This is a genomic window from Rhodococcus sp. DMF-1 (assembly GCF_021441945.1).
Taxonomy (GTDB): domain Bacteria; phylum Actinomycetota; class Actinomycetes; order Mycobacteriales; family Mycobacteriaceae; genus Rhodococcus; species Rhodococcus ruber.
Map to the genome: position 1 here is coordinate 2406201 of NZ_CP090442.1, position 18181 is coordinate 2424381.

General features: G+C 70.4%; 15 protein-coding genes. 3 read left to right on the forward strand and 12 right to left on the reverse strand.

The features are described 5' to 3' along the window. The first annotated feature begins 22 nt into the window (after positions 1-22). A complete protein-coding gene (gene aroA / locus LZP97_RS11100) occupies positions 23-1291 on the forward strand; it encodes a 3-phosphoshikimate 1-carboxyvinyltransferase (RefSeq protein WP_010594731.1) in 1269 nt (422 codons plus the stop codon). Next, positions 1258-2277, forward strand: a complete 1020-nt coding sequence (gene rsgA / locus LZP97_RS11105) for a ribosome small subunit-dependent GTPase A (protein ID WP_040272459.1) — start codon at positions 1258-1260, stop codon at positions 2275-2277. The genes aroA and rsgA overlap by 34 nt, the downstream gene beginning before the upstream one ends. A gap of 134 nt (positions 2278-2411) precedes the next feature. On the opposite strand, the gene LZP97_RS11110 is transcribed toward rsgA, so the two are convergent. The 6 genes from LZP97_RS11110 to LZP97_RS11135 form a co-directional block, all read right to left on the reverse strand. Continuing rightward, complete coding sequence (locus LZP97_RS11110; RefSeq protein ID WP_048770748.1) at positions 2412-3647, reverse strand: fatty acid desaturase family protein; 1236 nt, start codon at positions 3645-3647, stop codon at positions 2412-2414. A 61-nt stretch (positions 3648-3708) separates the two neighbouring features. After that, positions 3709-4941 (reverse strand): fatty acid desaturase family protein, encoded by a 1233-nt coding sequence (locus LZP97_RS11115; protein WP_017679565.1) that lies wholly within the window; start codon positions 4939-4941, stop codon positions 3709-3711. Between the two features lie 35 nt (positions 4942-4976). Beyond that, the gene (locus LZP97_RS11120; protein ID WP_017679566.1) at positions 4977-6107 is read right to left on the reverse strand and encodes a ferredoxin reductase; all 1131 of its coding nucleotides are present in this window, start codon (positions 6105-6107) and stop codon (positions 4977-4979) included. A gap of 97 nt (positions 6108-6204) precedes the next feature. Further along, a complete protein-coding gene (locus tag LZP97_RS11125) occupies positions 6205-6717 on the reverse strand; it encodes a DUF6912 family protein (protein WP_010594738.1) in 513 nt (170 codons plus the stop codon). A 3-nt stretch (positions 6718-6720) separates the two neighbouring features. Continuing rightward, entirely contained in the window at positions 6721-8133 is a 1413-nt protein-coding gene (locus LZP97_RS11130) for a WS/DGAT/MGAT family O-acyltransferase (protein ID WP_010594739.1), read from the reverse strand. Next, complete coding sequence (locus LZP97_RS11135) at positions 8130-8588, reverse strand: HAD-IA family hydrolase (protein ID WP_010594740.1); 459 nt, start codon at positions 8586-8588, stop codon at positions 8130-8132. The genes LZP97_RS11130 and LZP97_RS11135 overlap by 4 nt, the downstream gene beginning before the upstream one ends. A gap of 204 nt (positions 8589-8792) precedes the next feature. On the opposite strand from LZP97_RS11135, the gene LZP97_RS11140 reads away from it, so the two are divergent. Next, the gene (locus LZP97_RS11140; protein WP_010594741.1) at positions 8793-9296 is read left to right on the forward strand and encodes an Rv3235 family protein; all 504 of its coding nucleotides are present in this window, start codon (positions 8793-8795) and stop codon (positions 9294-9296) included. 40 nt (positions 9297-9336) lie between these two features. On the opposite strand, the gene secA is transcribed toward LZP97_RS11140, so the two are convergent. The 6 genes from secA to mtrA all read right to left on the reverse strand — a co-directional run bounded on the left by secA (position 9337) and on the right by mtrA (position 18180). Then, entirely contained in the window at positions 9337-12138 is a 2802-nt protein-coding gene (secA, locus tag LZP97_RS11145; protein ID WP_048771105.1) for a preprotein translocase subunit SecA, read from the reverse strand. A gap of 209 nt (positions 12139-12347) precedes the next feature. Next, a complete protein-coding gene (gene hpf / locus LZP97_RS11150; RefSeq protein ID WP_048770745.1) occupies positions 12348-13022 on the reverse strand; it encodes a ribosome hibernation-promoting factor, HPF/YfiA family in 675 nt (224 codons plus the stop codon). Between the two features lie 289 nt (positions 13023-13311). Next, on the reverse strand, positions 13312-13956 hold the full coding sequence (locus LZP97_RS11155) for a ComF family protein (protein WP_048770744.1): 645 nt from the start codon (positions 13954-13956) through the stop codon (positions 13312-13314). Positions 13957-13997: 41 nt separating this feature from the next. Beyond that, on the reverse strand, positions 13998-15764 hold the full coding sequence (lpqB, locus tag LZP97_RS11160) for an MtrAB system accessory lipoprotein LpqB (RefSeq protein WP_026137494.1): 1767 nt from the start codon (positions 15762-15764) through the stop codon (positions 13998-14000). Further along, a complete protein-coding gene (gene mtrB / locus LZP97_RS11165) occupies positions 15761-17506 on the reverse strand; it encodes an MtrAB system histidine kinase MtrB (RefSeq protein ID WP_190242312.1) in 1746 nt (581 codons plus the stop codon). Before mtrB ends, lpqB begins: the two co-directional genes overlap by 4 nt. Beyond that, positions 17503-18180 (reverse strand): MtrAB system response regulator MtrA, encoded by a 678-nt coding sequence (mtrA, locus tag LZP97_RS11170; protein WP_010594747.1) that lies wholly within the window; start codon positions 18178-18180, stop codon positions 17503-17505. Before mtrA ends, mtrB begins: the two co-directional genes overlap by 4 nt. Position 18181: the final 1 nt, after the last annotated feature.

The window sequence follows — 18181 nt, forward strand, 5'->3', positions numbered from 1 at the left end:
GCGGATAGGCGAAGATGGACGGGTGAATCCGTGGAGTGCGCCCCGAGCCGAGTCACCCGTCGACAGTTCCGTCACGTTGCCCGGGTCCAAGTCGATCACCAACCGCGCCCTGATCCTCGCTGCGCTCGCGGACGGCCCGTCCACCGTGACCGGTGCGCTGCGCAGTCGCGACACCGACCTGATGATCGCGGCCCTGCGCGGACTGGGCACGACGATCGACGAGCGAGACGACGGCACCACGCTGCACGTCATCCCCGGCCGGCTGCACGGCGCCCGGGTGGACTGCGGCCTGGCGGGAACGGTGATGCGATTCGTGCCGCCCCTCGCGGCGCTGGCCGACGGCGACGTCTTCTTCGACGGTGACGAGCAGGCGCGTACCCGCCCGATGGGCACCGTCCTCGAGGCCCTGCGCTCGCTCGGCGCCGACGTCGACGGCGACACCCTGCCCTTCACCGTGCGCGGGCGCGGCTCCCTGCGCGGCGGCACCGTCACCATCGACGCGTCGGGGTCGTCACAGTTCGTCTCGGGTCTGCTGCTCTCCGCCGCCGCGTTCGTCGAGGGCGTCACGGTGCGGCACGCCGGGGCGGCCGTGCCGTCCATGCCGCACATCGACATGACCGTCGAGATGCTGCGCGAGTCCGCGGTGACGGTCGACACGTCCGTGCCCGACACCTGGCGGGTCGCACCGGGCCCGGTCCGCGCCGTGGACCGGGTCGTCGAGCCCGACCTGTCCAACGCGACCCCGTTCCTGGCGGCCGCGGCCGTCACGGCCGGCACGGTGTCGGTGCCGCGATGGCCGCAGCGCACCACCCAGGCCGGCGACGCGATCCGCGGAATCCTCGAGCAGATGGGTGCCGACGTCGCACTGTCCGACGGAACGCTCACCGTGCGAGGCCCGAAGCATCTGCGCGGCCTCGACGTCGACCTGCACGACGTCGGCGAGCTCGCCCCCACGGTCGCCGCACTCGCGGCGCTGGCGACCACCCCGTCCACGCTGCGGGGCATCGCCCACCTGCGCGGGCACGAGACGGACCGCCTGGCCGCCCTGGTCACGGAGCTCGGCAAGCTCGGCGGTTCCGCCACCGAGCTTGCGGACGGCCTGCACATCGTGCCGGCGCCGCTGCACGGCGGACGCTGGCATTCGTATGCGGATCACCGGATGGCGACGGCGGGCGCGATCGTGGGACTCGTCGTCGACGGCATCGAGGTCGAGGACATCGGCACGACGGCCAAGACCCTGCCCGGCTTCCCCGAGCTGTGGGCCGGGATGCTGAGGGGAGCGCGCTCCTGAGCCGGCGGACCTACGACGAGACCGACGTCCGGATCCGTCCGGGCAAGGGCTCGCGGCCGCGCACGAAGGACCGGCCGGCCCATCGGGACGCCGTCGAAGCGATGGTCGTCTCCGTCGACCGTGGCCGGTGGGGCTGCGTGCTGGAGGGTGATCCCGCGCGGCCGGTCGTCGCGATGCGGGCCCGGGAGCTCGGCCGTACCCCTGTCGTCGTCGGGGATCGGGTCGCGGTGGTCGGGGACCTGTCGGGGCGGCCCGACACGCTTGCGCGCATCGTGCGGGTACAGGAACGCACCACGGTGTTGCGCCGCACCGCCGACGACACCGACCCGTTCGAGCGGATCGTCGTGGCCAACGCGGAGCAGCTGCTGATCGTCGTCGCACTGGCCGATCCGCCGCCTCGGACCGGGCTGGTCGAACGGTCCATGGTCGCCGCGTTTGCGGGCGGGCTGGAACCGGTGCTGTGCCTGACGAAGAGCGATCTGGCCGATCCCGGGGAGTTCACGGCGCAGTTCGCGGATCTGGACGTTCCCGTGGTGCTGGCGGGCCGCGAGCAGGACCTGTCGGAGCTGACGGCGATGCTGGCGGGCAGGTCGACCGCGCTGATCGGCCATTCCGGCGTGGGAAAGTCCACTCTGGTCAACCGGCTCGTCCCGGATGCCGACCGCGCCACCGGCGAGGTCTCGGGGGTCGGGAAGGGCCGGCACACCTCCACGCAGTCGGTGGCGCTGCCGTTGCCGGGCGGCGGGTGGGTGATCGACACCCCCGGGATCAGGTCGTTCGGGCTCGCTCACATCGATGCCGACGACGTGATCGCCGCGTTCTCGGATCTCGCCGACGCGGTGGAGGACTGTCCCCGTGGCTGCACCCACCTGGGCCCGCCCGCGGACCCCGAGTGCGCACTCGACGCCCTCGAGGGCAAGTCCGGGCGCCGCGCGATGGCCGTGCGCACACTGCTGACCGCGATCGCCGCCAACGAATCCTGGTGAGCCCGGTCCCCGGACGCCGGGTGTCACAGGGACGCCGAGCGCCCGGTGTCACAGGGACGCCGAGCGCCCGGTGTCACAGGGACGCCGAGCGCCCGGTGTCACAGGGACGCCGGGCGCTCGGTGGGGATTCGGGATCAGCGCATGCCGAGGAGACGGCGCACGCCGCGGACCCGGCGGTTCTCGCGGATCGCGGTGGCCAGGCCGCGTCGCCGGCCGGTCGCAGGGTCCACGACGGCGGTGCCGCCGAAGCCGCGCTCGGACGCGGTTTCCGGGGCCGCGTCCGGTGTGTCCGCGAGGTACTTGTTCGGCAGCGACAGCTTGGCGATGGTGCGCCAGGACTTGAAGTACTGCACGGCGAGCGGGCCGGTGGTGTACGGCAGGTCGTACTTGTCGCACAGCTCGCGCACCCGCACCGCGATCTCGGCGTACCGGTTCGACGGCAGGTCCGGGAACAGGTGGTGTTCGATCTGGTAGCTCAGGTTGCCGGTCATGAAGTCCATGACCGGACCGCCGGAGATGTTGGCGCTGCCGAGCATCTGGCGCAGGTACCACTGCGCCTGCGTCTCGTTGTCGACGTCGGCCTTGGTGAACTTCTCGGCGCCGTCGGGGAAGTGCCCGCAGAAGATGACCGCGTTGGTCCACAGATTGCGGATCACGTTGGCCGTCATGTTCGCGGTGAGCGTGGACCTCCACGCCTTACCCGTCAGCGCCGGATAGACCACGTAGTCCTTGGCGATCTGGCGACCGATCTTGTCCCCCACCTCGCGCAGCTTGCGCTTGGTCTCGGCGCGGTCGTCGCGGCCCTTGGCGACCTTGCCGAGTTCGAGGTGCTGGACCGCGACGCCGTACTGGAACAGCAGGGCGAGCAGGGCGTTGTAGACGATGTTGCCGTAGTTGAACGGCTGCCAGCGCTGGTCGCGCGTCACCCGCAGCAGGCCGTATCCCACGTCGTCGTCCATGCCGAGGATGTTGGTGTACTTGTGGTGCAGGTAGTTGTGGGTCTGCTTCCAGTGCGCGGACGGGTCGGCGTTGTCCCACTCCCAGTGGACGGAGTGGACCTCGGGATCGTTCATCCAGTCCCACTGCCCGTGCATCACGTTGTGCCCGAGCTCCATGTTCTCGACGATCTTCGAGAGGCCGAGCAGGCCCGCACCGAGCAGCCACAGCGGCCGCCGGCGGCTGCCGAACAGCACCGCACGCCCACTCAGCTCCAGGCCGCGCTGCAGTCGGATCGTGTTGCGGATGTAGCGGGCGTCGCGCTCGCCGCGGGAGTCCTCGATGTCCCGCCGGATGGCGTCGAGCTCCCGGCCGAGGGCCTCGACGTCCGCCTCGGTGAGGTGCGCGTACTCCTTGATGTCCGAAATGGCCATGCGCCTACCGTACCGTAAGTTACGAATCCGTAGGTTACGGAGATGTAGCTTGTGCGGCAGATCACTTCCGGCGGGTGGCGCGCTTGGCGGCCCGCAGGGTCCGCAGCGCGGTCGCGAGCCCCTCACGACGCTCCCCCACCGACCGCACCCGCGGCAGATCGGGACGCCGGAACTTGCGCTCGGAGGAGGTCTCCGGGGCGTCGTCCGACGTGGCCCGCAGCCACGCGTCCGGCAGTGCCAGCTTGTGGATCGTGCGCAGCGCGAGCAGGTACTGCTTACCGAGCGGACCGCTGGTGTACGGCAGGTCGTACTTCGCACACAGCGCGCGGACCCGCTCCGCGATCTCGGGGTAGCGGTTGCTGGGCAGGTCCGGGAACAGGTGGTGCTCGATCTGGTAACTCAGATTGCCGGTCATGAAGGCCATCACCGGGCCGGCATCGATGTTGGCGCTACCGAGCAGCTGCCGCAGGTACCACTGCCCCTGCGTCTCGTTCTCGTACTGCGCCACGGTGAACTTCTCGGCGCCGTCGGGAAAGTGGCCGCAGAAGATCACCACGTACGCCCACAGGTTCCGCACCAGGTTCGCCGTGAGGTTCGCCGTGATCGTGCTGCGCCACGCACGGCCCGTCATGGCCGGGAACAGCACCAGGTCCTTGCCCAGCTGCCGCGCGATCTTGCGCGCGAAGTCCTTGGTGGGCTGGGAGTTCCACTGGCCTTCCGGCACCCCGGCAGCCTTCTTCTCGGCATCGAGGTCGTGCAGTGCGATGCCCCACTCGAACGTGGCTGCGAGGATCAGGTTGGCCAGGGGCTGCAGCAGGTTGATCGGCCGCCACTTCTCGTCGCGCGTCATCCGCAGGATGCCGAAGCCCACGTCGTCGTCCATCCCGACGATGTTCGTGTAGGTGTGGTGCGCGTAGTTGTGGGCGCGCTTCCAGTGCTGCGACGGACCCGTTTGATCCCATTCCCACGAGGTCGAGTGGATCTCCGGATCGTTCATCCAGTCCCACTGCCCGTGCATCACGTTGTGCCCGAGCTCCATGTTCTCGATGATCTTCGACAGCGAGAGCAGGCCCGTGCCGAGCAGCCACAGCGGACGCCGGCGGCTGCCGAACAGCGCCGCGCGACCGCCGATCTCGAGGACGCGTTGCAGACGGATGGTGTTGCGGATGTAGCGGGCGTCGCGCAGCCCTCGGGCGTCCTCGATGTCGCGACGGATCGCGTCGAACTCGCGGCCGAGTTCCTCGATGTCCGCGTCGGTGAGGTGAGCGAACTCGGTGATGTCGGTGATTGCCACCGGGGTCCTTCCCCCTGGAACGGGTGGGTAGTGCGTCAGGCGCCGAGCGTGCAGTCTCCGGCAGCCGCGGAGATGCAGGTCTGTACCCGCTCCCCCTCGGCGTGTTCCTTGCCGGACCGGAGGTCGACGACATGCCCCTTCTCCAAGGGCACCACACAAGTCTGACAGATTCCCATCCGGCAGCCGAACGGCATCAGCGCGCCGGCGCTTTCACCGGCCTCGAGCAGGGTCGTCGCACCGTCGACGGCGACGGTCTTGCCGGACTTGGCGAAGGTCACCGTCCCGCCGGCGCCGGAGGTGTCCGCGCGGGAGACGGCGAAGCGTTCCAGGTGCAGCCGCTCGGACAGGCCCGCGGAGTCCCAGAACCGGTCGATGTCGTCGAGCATCGCCTGCGGTCCGCACGCCCACACCTGACGCTCCCGCCAGTCGGGGCACACGGTGTCGAGCTCGGCGAGGGCGAACTTGCCCTGCTCCCGCGTCAGGCGCACGTACGGGTGGTACTGCTCGTGATCCGCCCCGAATCGGGCGATCTCGTCGGCGAACATCACCTCGGCGGCGGTGGGCGCCGAGTGGACGTGCACCACATCGGGCAGTTCGGCATGGGCCTGCACGGACCGGCGGTCGAGGGTGCGCAGCATCGAGATGATCGGGGTGATGCCGCTGCCCGCGGTGAGGAACAGGATCTTCGCCGGCGGGGGGTCGGACAGGACGAACTCGCCCTTGGGCTCGGCGAGCCGCACGATCGTGCCGGCGGGCACGCCGCTGACGAGGTGGGTCGAGAGGAACCCGTCGGTCATGGCCTTGACGGTGATCGAGATGAGCTTGCGGTCCCATGTGGGCGAGGACGTCAGTGAGTACGAACGCCAGTGCCAGCGGCCGTCGACGTGCAACCCGATGCCGATGTACTGGCCCGGCGCGTATCCGAAGTCGAAGCCCCAGCCGGGCTTGATGACGAGTGTCGCGGAGTCCGCGGTCTCGCGGCGGACCTCGACGATGCGTCCACGCAGCTCGCGCGCCGACCACAGGGGGTTGGCGAGGTGCAGGTAGTCGTCGGGAAGGAGGGGTGTCGTCAGCCGCGCGGCCGCACCACGCAGGATGTTCGACACGGATCGGTCCTTCGTCGCGACGTGCGCCGCCGGCCGCTCGATCCAGTCCTTCAGACCCATCCGATCACTTCTCCTCGTCCAGGGGCTACGCCTCCGTAGGTTACCAGCTCCCTACGGAGGCGTAGGTTGGGCCGAGACGGTGATCACACTCGCGGGGTCAGAGCAGCTCGAGCAGGAACTGCAGCTCCTGCGTGGCGTACCAGGCGAGTTCGTGGTCCTCGGCGTCGCCCAGCACGAACTCCGCCTCCTCGTCGCCGAGGTCGGCCGCATCGACGACCGGCAGGGCCCGGGCGATGTCCGGTTCCGCAGTGGCGAGGTCCACATGCACCGACGCCACCGCGGACAGCGGCACCGGACCGGGCAGCCGGACCACCGCGTCGTCGAGGTCGGGACGCAGGGTGACGCCGTCGACGTCCGCGGCCACCACCACCCGGCGCAGGCCGAACTCGGGCGGCGGGTCGTCGTCGGCCCGGCCGGCGAGCAGCCGCAACGAGGCGCGGGCGGCCTCGGCCATCGCGACCTCGGCGAGTTCCTCGTCGTCACCGGAGGTGTACGCCTCGCGCAGCGCCGGGGTGACCGCGAACGCGGTGCCGCTCACCGCCTCGAACTCACTGTCGGCGACCAACCGCTTCAACGTCTCGATGGTCGCCGGTACGTACACCCGTGTCACAACTCACCTACTGGCATCCAACAACTCCTCGAGCGACTCGTGCAGCAGCGACGTCAGCACCTCCACATCGGGCATGGCGTCGCGGTCCGCATTGAGACCGTAGTAGACGTTGCCGTCGTACGACGTCAACGCGACGCTCAGCGCCTGATTCTTCAGCAGGGGCGAGATCGGATACATCTCGAGGACCCGGGCCCCGGCGAGGTAGAGGGGATGCTGCGGGCCCGGCGCGTTGGTGATCATCAGGTTGAACATGCGCTGAGAGAATCCGCTCGCGACACGAGCCCCGACGGCATGCATGGTCGCGGGCGCGAACCCGGACAGTCGCATCATCGACCGCGCCGGGACCCGGCGGCCCTGCCGAGAGTAGGCCTCCCCGGCGTGCGAGATGTGGGACAGACGGACGACCGCGTTCGGTTCCCCCACCGGGAGGTCGACCAGAAAGGTCGAGACCTCGCCGCGCGGACCCGTCTCGGATTCCTCCCGGCCCGCCTCCGGCACGTCCGGGTCCTCCGCGTAGACCGACATGGGCACCATCGCCCGGACCACCGTCGCCTCCGTCAGCGGCTCCCCGCGGGAGAGCAGCCAGTACCGCAGCGCCCCCGCGATCACCGCCAGCACGACGTCGTTGACGGTGCAGCCGTAGCGCGCCCGGATCTTCCGGTACAACTCGAGGTCCGCCTTGACCACCGCGAACCGGCGGTTACGGGAGATCGGGGCGTTCAACGGGCTGTCGGGCGCGGACTGGGCGGCGGTGCGCGCCAGCCGGCCCACCACGTCCAGCGCCTCCCCGGCCGTCGCGGCCAGATCGCCGACGGCCGCCCGCACTCCCGACACCGCCTCACCGGGCCTGGCCACCAGCTCGGCGAGCGCGCCGAGCAGCAGCGCCGAGTCACTCGGCTCGGGCTCCGGCATCCACAATTCCTCCGGATCCACCCGGGGAGTCTCGGTGGGCTCGAACAGCACCTGCCCGATCTCGAGCGCCTGATCGCCGTCCACCAGCGCCGAGTGGGTCTTGGTGAACAGGGCGCACCGGTCGCCGGCGAGGCCCTCGACGAGATACATCTCCCACAGCGGCCGGGAGCGGTCGAGCGGACGGGAGATCAACCGGGCCAACAGCTCGTGCAGCTGCGTTTCGGAGCCGGGCCGCGGCAGCGCCGACCGCCGCACGTGATAGGTGATGTCGAAGTCGCGGTCGTCGACCCACACCGGACGCGCCAGGCCGAGGGCGACCTCGCGCGCCTTCTGCCGATACCGCGGCACCGCGGCCAGCCGGCGCTCCACGAGCCGCAGCACGTCCTCGTAGTCGAGCCCGCCGCTCGGCTGCTCCAGGATGGCGAGCGACCCGATGTGCATGGGCGTATTGCTCGTCTCCAGAAAGTAGAACGACGCGTCCTGAGCCGACATCCGGTGGGTCATCGCCCCGCATCCCTCTCGTCCTCGTCCCGTCGAGCCGCTCCGGCCTGCGACGGCTCGTCGAGACCGAACAGCACCGTCAGTTCCGCCACCACCTCGGCGGCATCGGCGTGATGCACGCCGACCATTCCCGTGGCTACCGCACCGTCCACGTTCACCCGCAGGTCGTCGACGAACACACACGCCGACGGTTCGAGCCCGAGACGCCGGGCCACCGCCAGGTAGCTGCGCGGATCGGGTTTCGCGGTGCCCACGTCCGCGGACAGCACCACTTCGTCCACCAGCCGGCCCCGCCCCAGATCGCGCAGGGGTGCGGCCGCGGGGCCACCCGGATCGTTGCTGAGGATCGCGGTGCGCACGCCGCGCCGGCGCACCTCGGCGAGGATCCCGCCGAGCGCGGCCGCGTCCGTGCCGGGGCCCGCGAGCACCCCACCGAAATCGAGCACCAGTCCACGCATCGCCCCACCCTAGTTCGCGCGCACCGGTCAGGCGATGCAACGACCCGAACGACACGGCGACACGGCGACACGGCGACACGGCGACACGGCGACACGGCGAGACGGATGTGGCACCATGACCGGCGGCTCCGTCCTCTCCCGGGGTCTACGCACCCGCCGTCGGCCGTTCCGCGCCGACGGCGTCCCTCGGAACCGGGAGAATCGATGACCCCTCAGCACGACGCCCACTACGTCCGACGCATCGCTCCGTTCGAGCCGCCGGTGCAGCGGTGCTGTCCGGCCGGACCACACCGCCGGCACACGAGGCGGCGCCTCACCCCGCACGACGGCCGTTCGATGCATGTGAAGGCCGTGCCGCCGATCGGGCGGCCACTGCCGGAGGTCGATCCGGCGGCACGCCGATTCGCCGACCTCGCGGCTCGGTTGATCCTCGAAGTGGCCGACCGGCGCCGTCCCGAGCCCCAGCTCGCTGCCGTGCTCCATCCGTCGCTGCATGCGACCGTTGCCGTCGGCGCGAAGACGAGCGATCCGGGGACGGCGGTGCTCCTGCGGACCCGGCTGCGTGCGGTGGACGCCGACACCGCCGAGTTGTTCGGTTCCTACGGCCGCGGCCATCGCGTGTTCGCGCTGGCCGGCCGCATCTCGCGCCACCCCGTCTCACGCCGGACGCCGCACGGATGGCTGCTCACCACGGTGTGGCTGGGCTGACCGTGCGTCCGGGCCGGCAACCTCCGGCCCGGACGCATCGTCAGCGGCGGCGCTGCGCCTTGGACTGCTTGCGTGCCGCCTCCCGGCGTTGCCGACGGGTGCCCGTCGTTCCGGGTGCGGACGCGGCCGGCGACGACGTCGCGGGACTGCGCCGAACCTGGGCACTGCCGTCCTCGGCCGGCCCGGTGTAGGTGAGACTGCGGTCGTCGTCCTCGTCGAGGCCCTTCGCACGCAGCGTCGCCGGGGCGGGCGCGGGTGCCGGAGCCGGCGCGGGGGCCGCCGGGGCGGGAGCCGGCTTCGTCAGGGTGGGGGCGGCCTGCGCGGTGGCCGCCGCGGACGCGGCGGTGACGCCGCCGCCCGGGCCCGGCTGCGCCTGCGCGGCTTCGACCTGCAGGTTGAACAGGAATCCGACGGACTCCTCCTTCAGGCCCTCGAGCATCCCGACGAACATGTCGTAGCCCTCGCGCTGGTACTCCACGAGCGGGTCGCGCTGGGCCATCGCCCGCAGGCCGATGCCCTCCTTGAGGTAGTCCATCTCGTAGAGGTGTTCGCGCCACTTGCGGTCGAGCACCGAGAGCAGGACCCGACGCTCGAGCTCGCGCATGCCGCCCTCACCGGCGATGGCGTCGATCTCCGCCTCACGGCGGGCGTACGCGGCGTGCGCGTCCTTCAGCAACGCCTCGCGCAGTTCCTCCCGGCTGAGATCCGCGGGTTCGCCGTCCGCGGAGGTGGCGAGCTCCTTGTGATCGAGGCCCACCGGGTAGAGGGTTCGCAGGGCCGTCCACAGCTGCTCGAGGTCCCAGTCCTCGACGTAGCCCTCTGCGGTGGCGCCGTCCACGTAGGCGGTGACCACATCCGTGATCATGTGCTCGACCTGGCCTTCGAGGTCCTCCCCGCGCAGGATGCGGCGACGCTCGTCGTAGATGACGGTGCGCTGCTGGTTCATCACCTCGTCGTACTTCAGGACGTTCTTGCGGATCTCGAAGTTCTGCTGCTCGACCTGGGTCTGGGCGCTCTTGATGGCCTTCGAGACCATCTTCGCCTCGATCGGCACGTCGTCCGGCAGGTTCAAGCGCGTCATGATCGATTCGAGTGCCGCGCCGTTGAAACGGCGCATCAACTCGTCACCGAGCGAGAGGTAGAAGCGCGACTCACCCGGGTCGCCCTGCCGGCCGGAGCGGCCGCGCAGCTGGTTGTCGATCCGGCGGGACTCGTGCCGCTCGGTGCCGAGGACGTACAGGCCGCCCGCGTCCCTGACCTTGTCGGCGTCGGCCTTGACCTCGGCGTTGATCCGCTCGATCGCCTCGTCCCAGGCCGCCTCGTACTCCTCGGGCGTGTGGACCGGGTCGAGACCCCGCTTGCGCAGCTCCACGTCGGCGAGGATGTCGGGGTTGCCGCCGAGCACGATGTCGGTACCGCGGCCGGCCATGTTGGTCGCGACGGTCACCGCGCCGGACCGCCCGGCCTCGGCGATGATCGTCGCCTCCTGCTCGTGGAACTTGGCGTTGAGCACGTTGTGCGGAATGCCGCGCTTGGTGAACTGCGCGGACAGGTATTCGGAGCGTTCGACGCTGGTGGTGCCGATCAGGACCGGCTGCCCCTTGGCATGCCGCTCGGCGACGTCGTCGACGACGGCCGCGAACTTCGCCGTCTCCGTCTTGTAGATCAGGTCGCCCTGGTCCGCGCGGACCATCGGCTTGTTGGTCGGGATCGGGATCACCCCGAGCTCGTAGATCTGGTGCAGCTCCGCGGCCTCGGTCTCGGCGGTGCCCGTCATGCCGGAGAGCTTGTCGTAGAGGCGGAAGTAGTTCTGCAGCGTGATCGTGGCGAGCGTCTGGTTCTCCGCCTTGATCTCGACCCGTTCCTTGGCCTCGATGGCCTGGTGCATGCCCTCGTTGTAGCGACGTCCGACGAGGATGCGGCCGGTGAACTCGTCGACGATGATCACCTCGCCGTCCCGGACGATGTAGTCCTTGTCGCGCTGGTACAGCTCCTTGGCCTTGATCGCGTTGTTGAGGTAGCTCACCAGCGGCGAGTTCGCCGCCTCGTACAGGTTGTCGATGCCGAGCTGGTCCTCGACGAGCTCGACCCCCGCTTCGTGCACGCCGATGGTGCGCTTCTTGATGTCCACTTCGTAGTGGACGTCCTTCTTCAGCAGCGGCGCGATCCGCGCGAACTCGGCGTACCACTTGCTCGACGCGTCGGCCGGGCCGGAGATGATCAGCGGCGTCCGGGCCTCGTCGATGAGGATCGAGTCGACCTCGTCGACGATCGCGAAGTTGTGGCCGCGCTGCACGAGATCGTCGAGCGAGTGCGTCATGTTGTCGCGCAGGTAGTCGAAGCCGAACTCGTTGTTGGTGCCGTAGGTGATGTCGGCGGCGTACGCGGTGCGCCGCTCGGCGGGCGTCAGACCGGACAGGATCACCGCCGTCTCGAGACCGAGGGACCGGTGCACCCGGCCCATCCACTCGGAGTCGCGCTTGGCGAGGTAGTCGTTGACCGTCACCACGTGCACGCCCTCGTCGGCGATGGCGTTGAGGTAGGCCGGCAGCACACAGGTCAGGGTCTTGCCCTCACCGGTCTTCATCTCGGCGATGTTGCCGAAGTGCAGCGCCGCGCCGCCCATGATCTGAACGGGGTAGTGCTTCTGGCCCAGCACTCGCCACGACGCCTCGCGCGCTGTGGCGAACGCCTCGGGCAGCAACTCGTCGAGGGTCTCACCCGCCTGGTAGCGACGACGGAACTCGTCCGTCTTGGTCCGCAACTGCTCGTCGGTGAGGGACTCGAACTCGGGTGAGAGGGAATCGACGTGGTCGGCGATGTGCTTGAGCCGCTTGACCATGCGACCTTCACCGACTCTGAGCAGCTTCGACAGCGACAGCACGGGCGTGTTCGTCCTCAATCTCGGGTACAGCACGGACAACGAAAATCCGGCCGAGGCCTGTATCGACCCCGGCCGGATTCCATGGTAGGCGGTCTTTCGACGAGGTGACCACGGGCGACCGTTCGGCGGGGTGGCACGCACGGTGCCGCCGCCGGGCGGCGCAGTCGTCACACGAGCCGGATCAACCCGTAGTCGAACGCGTGCCGGCGGTAGACGACGGACGGGCTGTCGGTCTCCTTGTCGTGGAACAGGTAGAAGTCGTGACCGACCAGCTCCATCTCGTACAGCGCGTCGTCGACGGTCATCGGCTCGGCGGTGTGTTCCTTCGTTCGCACGATCCGGCCCGGCCCGGACGGCTCGGGCTCGTACTGGTCCAGCGAGATCTCCGGCGATATTCCGAGCGAGTCGTCCCTGGCGAGTTCAGCCGTGGCCTCGGCCACCGAGACAGGGGTCTTCTCCCCGTGGTGTACCTTGCGGCGGTCCTTCGTGCGGCGCAGTCGCGCCTCGAGCTTGTCCGTCACGGACTCGAAGGCAGCGTAGAAGCTGTCCGCGGATGCCTCTGCACGCACCACCGGCCCCTTGGCCCGAGCGGTGATCTCGACTCGCTGGCAACTCTTCAGTTGCCGGCGGTTGCGCTCGTGCTGCAACTCGACGTCGAACAGGAAGATCGTCGGGTCGAAACGTTCGAGCCGAGCGAGCTTCTCGGACACGTAGACCCGGAAATGATCCGGGACCTCGACGTTGCGCCCCTTGACGACGACGTCGGCGCGGGGACCGTTGGACTCCGCAGTACCGGCTTCGGTCTCTGCAGCGGGAACCTTGGACTTCGAAGGGATCGTCACTCGTACCTCCCGAGTACGGCCGGCGCAGCTCGCGCGCCGGCATGATCGACGAGCGCGAGATGCGCTCCGCCCGACACGACGGCTGAAGGGCGTTTTGCGCCCGCTACCTGTGTTTTCGGGTCTGAGGGCGACGGTAGTACGGAACGGCGGGGAGTGCCACCGTTCCGCTCAATTTCACGCCGTCGTCACCTGGTGGCGGGACCGATGTCCCCACCTTTCCCGGCCCCCCGGCCTGCGGCCCCGAGGCCCTCCGGCTCTCAGGCCCTCCGGCTCTCAGACCCTCCGGCTCTCAGGCGGCGGCGATCACCAGCACCCCGCACGGGCGATGGCCCGCCGCCCGCAGAACCCGCACCGATTCCGTGGCGGTGGCGCCGGTCGTGACGACGTCGTCGACGAGCAGCACCTCCGCTCCGGGAGGCGGGCCCGCCGTCCGCACCCGCACCCGCCCGGCCAGATTGCGCTGCCGCTGCGCAGCCGACAACCCCACCGAATCGCGGACACCACGTCCGGTGACGAGAAGGCCGCAGACCTCGAGGCGCCGGTCGTGTCCGGCGGCCGCCCGCACCGCACGCAGCACCGGATCGCCGCCGCGAGCGCGCGCCGCGTGGGCCCTCGTCGGGGCGGGCACCGCGACGAGAGGCCCGGCGGGCAGCTCCCCCCAGCGCCGCAGCCGTGACACCGCGGTGGCCAGCGCGAGGCCGAGCGGACCGGCCAGGTCGCGCCGGCCGTGTTCCTTGGCCGCGATCACCGCGCGGCGGCGCGCACCGCCGTACGTCCCCAGGGCCCACACCGGAACGCCGGGATCGACTCGGGGCCGGACCCGGGCCGGCACGTCCGCCAGCTCCCGGGCGCAGCGCCGGCACCAGCCGACGCCGGGGCGGCCGCAACCGCCGCACTCGACGGGCAGCACCAGATCCAGCAGCGACATCAGCACCGCGACAGTGTGACCGCCGGCCCCGACATCTACCCGAGCCGTCAGCCCGGCAGGACGGGGACGGCCTGCAGCCCGGTCAGGCCGGGCACCTCCCGCCAGTACCGATCGCCGGCCGGATCGGCGTTGTTCAGCTGGAACACCGCCCGCGAGTCGGCCACGAACTCCGAGGTCGTCGACGCCTCGACGGCAACGACCGGCGGGGTGAGGTTGCGGCTCGGCAGGGCGTCCATTCGCGAGCCGTCGACCGCGACCTGCACGACCGGGACGTCGGACGCGGCCCGTGCCACGACCACGGTGTCCGGCGTGCTCCAGTCCAGGGACAGGGCGGGGCTGCCGAGACCGATGGCGATCTCCCGGGGTGTCGTGAGGGAGAATTCCCCGTTCGATCTCTGCACGACCACCGCGACGTACACGCGTCCGTCGACGATCATCGCCGCGCGCACGCCGTCGCGGGAGAGCCGCAGATCGCTGATCGTGTTGCCCACCGCCCGCACGGCTCCGGCGTCGACGGGCAGGACCGTGATCCGGCCGGTGCCCGGCTCACGCACCGCACGCACCACGTTCGTGCCGTTGACCACGGACCACACGGAATTGTCGTCGAGCGCCCACGTAGGCCGCGTGATCGAGTCGGCGTCGAGGGCGCGCGCCGCCGGGCCGTCGCGGTACGGACCGATCACCAACTCGGCGGCGGCTTCCGGACGTCCGGTGTCGGCGACGGCCGCCGCCAGTTCACCGTCGTGCGACAACGCCACGGAGCGCAGGTTCGTGGCGGTGCCGAAGGTCCCGGGTACCGGGGTGACCCCGGTCTCGGCGACGCTGACGAGCCCGCCACCGCGCAGGGCGTGGAGACCGATGGTGGCGCTCGAGGTGGCCAGCGGGTTCATCGACGCGACGTCCGCGGTGGTCCAGCCGTTCGGGAATCGCTCGTCGAGGGGCTGACCGTCCGCGAGCAGGACGTACGGGCCGGTGATCTCGGCGTTGGCGAGGGTCCAGATCACCTGGGCGGCGAGCAACTCGCGGCTCTCCTTGCTCAGGGGTCGCAGCCCCAGGAAGTCGATCCGGATACCACCGAGACCGACACCGACCTGGGTGGTGCGGCCGTCGGCCTTGGTGATCGGCCCCCGCACGGACACTCCCGAGCCGAGTTCCGTGCGCACGGCGGGTGCCAGGGCCGCTTTCGGCCCCTCGGTGAGCAGGTCGATCAGCTGGGCCGCGGTCTGGTCCTGGGTGGCGGCGATCCAGCGCGGGTCGGGGACGACCGTGCGCCCGGACGGGTCGACGAAGTACAGCGAACGCCGCTGGTAGCCGTTGAGGAACTGCGGGCGGTCCATGACCACACCCGGACCCATCTCGTCGATGCGCCATTCGCCGCCGCTGAGCACGAGGGTGATCTTGGTCTCGAACGGTCCTTCGTCGGGACGGTAGACCCCGCCTTCCTCCAGGTGGCCGACCCGGTTGGCGCGGATGACGTACGTCGCGCGATCGGCGCTGCGCGACTCCGGCAGCACGTCGACCTTGTCCACGATCGTGGCGCTGGCGGCGTCGTCCCACTCGGCCGACATGTCGGCGGTGAGGAACTGCCGGGCGGCGAGGTGACGGTTGGCCGGGTCCGTGCTGGCGCGCAGGAAGTCCCGCAGGAGCAGATCCGGTTCCCGTCCCGGCGCCGGAGCCGGGACCGACGTGGTGGTGGGCTCGCGCGCGATGGTGCCCACCGCCTGGGGCGACGACGAGTCCGGCAGGCTGGCACAGCCGGACACGGCGAGGACCAGGCCCGTCAGCACCGCGAGCAGCGTCCTCGCGCCCCTCATGGGGTGGCCCCTTCGGGCGGGACCGGTACCACTGCCGGGTGCGCAGCCGTCGCGGAGTCCTCACCGGCGTCGGCGTCCACGGACGCGTCCTCGTCCGCCGCACCCGGCAGCGGACGGCCCTGTACCGCGCGGACCGTGCTGGGAACCAGCGGCAGCGGACTGCGGCCGACCTTGCGTCCCCGTTGTCGCGGCAGGGTGAGCCGGAAGCAGGATCCCAGGCCGGGTTCACCCCAGGCCTCGAGCTTGCCGTTGTGGAGGTTGGCGTCCTCGACACTGATCGCCAGGCCGAGCCCGGTTCCGCCGGACCGCCGCACCCGGGACGGGTCCGACCGCCAGAAGCGGTTGAAGACGAGCTTCTCCTCGCCGGGCCGCAGACCGACGCCCTGGTCCCGGACGATGAACGCGGCGGCGCTGTCGTCGGCGCGCAGGCGCAGCAGGATGGGCTTGCCCTCTCCGTGGTCGATGGCGTTGGCGAGCAGGTTGCGCAGGATGCGCTCGACGCGGCGCGGATCGACCTCGGCGTCGACGGGTTCACCCGGCAGGTCGACGATCAGCTCGGTGCCGCTCTCGCGGGCGAGGTGCCGGACGGTGGAGACCGCGGCGCGGGCACACATGCGCAGGTCGAGTTGCTCGGCGGCGAGTTCGGCGACGCCGGCGTCGTGGCGGCTGATCTCGAGCAGGTCGCCCAGCAGGCTCTCGAACCGGTCGAGCTCGGTGACGAGCAGCTCCGAGGCGCGTTTGAGGGACGGGTCGAGTTCGTCGCTGCCGTCGTGGATGAGATCGGCGGCCATCCGCACCGTCGTCAGCGGGGTACGCAGCTCGTGGCTGACGTCCGAGGTGAACCGCTTCTGCAGGTTGCCGAACTCCTCGAGCTGGGTGATCTGCCGCGACAGGCTCTCGGCCATCTCGTTGAAGGACATGGCCAGGCGCGCCATGTCGTCCTCGCCACGCACCGGCATGCGTTCCTTGAGCCGGCCGTCGGCGAACCGGACCGCGATGCGCGACGCCGAACGGATCGGCAGCACGACCTGGCGGGCGACGATCATCGAGATCGCGGCGAGCAGCACGAGCAGCACCCCGGCACCGACGAGCAGCGTGCCGCGCACCAGGGACAACGTGTTCTCCTCGCCCGCCAGCGGGAACACCAGGTACAGCTCGAGGGTGGAGATGTCCGACGCCGTCGGCGTGCCCACGATCAGCGCCGGGCCCGAATAACCGTCGGGATCCGACACCGTCGCGAACTGGTAGGCGATCTGGCCCTTCTGCACGAAGGCACGCAGGTTCTCGGGGATCTGGTCGGCGGGCCCGCTCGACGTCGGTGCGCGCGGACCGTCGCCCGGCACGATCAGCGCCGGGTCGAAGGTGCCCGCGACGCCGGTGTCCTCGCCCGCGTCGCTGCCGCGATTGGTCAGCGCCGCAACGGCTCCGTCGAGCCGGACCTGCAGCGAGCCGGAGTCGTCGGCGCCGGCGAGCTGGCCCTCGACGAGGGCGCGGGACCGCTCGACCTCCTCGGTGGCGGCGTTGATCTTCACCTCGAGCAGCCGTTCGGTGATCTGGCTGGTGAGGACGACACCGAGGACGAGCATCACGATCAGCGACAGCGACAGGGTCGAGACCACGACCCGCAGTTGCAGCGATCGCCGCCACGTGTGGGCGAGCCGGTTGCTCACCGCACGTGACCACCTCAGCAGCGGCAGAGTCCTCCTGGTGATCCGTCGCCGCAGTCGGTACCCACCGATCACGGCGGTCCGGCCTTGTAGCCGACGCCCCGCACCGTCAGCACCACCTCGGGGTTCTCGGGATCCTTCTCGACCTTCGCCCGCAGGCGCTGCACGTGGACGTTCACCAGGCGGGTGTCGGCCGCGTGCCGGTAACCCCACACCTGCTCGAGCAGCACCTCACGAGTGAACACCTGCCGCGGCTTGCGCGCGAGCGCCACCAGCAGATCGAACTCGAGCGGGGTGAGGGAGATCAGCTCGTCCCCGCGGGTGACCTTGTGGGCGGGAACGTCGATGGCGATGTCGCCGATGGAGAGCACCTCGGCCGGTTCCTGCTCGGTGCGACGGAGCCGCGCGCGCACCCGGGCCACGAGCTCCTTCGGCTTGAACGGCTTGACGATGTAGTCGTCGGCGCCGGATTCGAGTCCGAGCACCACGTCGACGGTGTCCGACTTGGCGGTGAGCATCACGATCGGCACGCCCGAGTCGGCGCGCAGCACCCGGCAGACGTCGATACCGTTCATGCCCGGGAGCATGAGGTCGAGCAGGACGAGGTCGGGCCGGATCTCCCGGACCGCGTTCAGCGCCTGCGAACCGTCTCCCACCACGAACGGCTCGAATCCCTCGCCCCGCAGGACGATCGTGAGCATCTCGGCGAGCGCGGTGTCGTCGTCGACAACCAGAATCCTCGGCTTCATG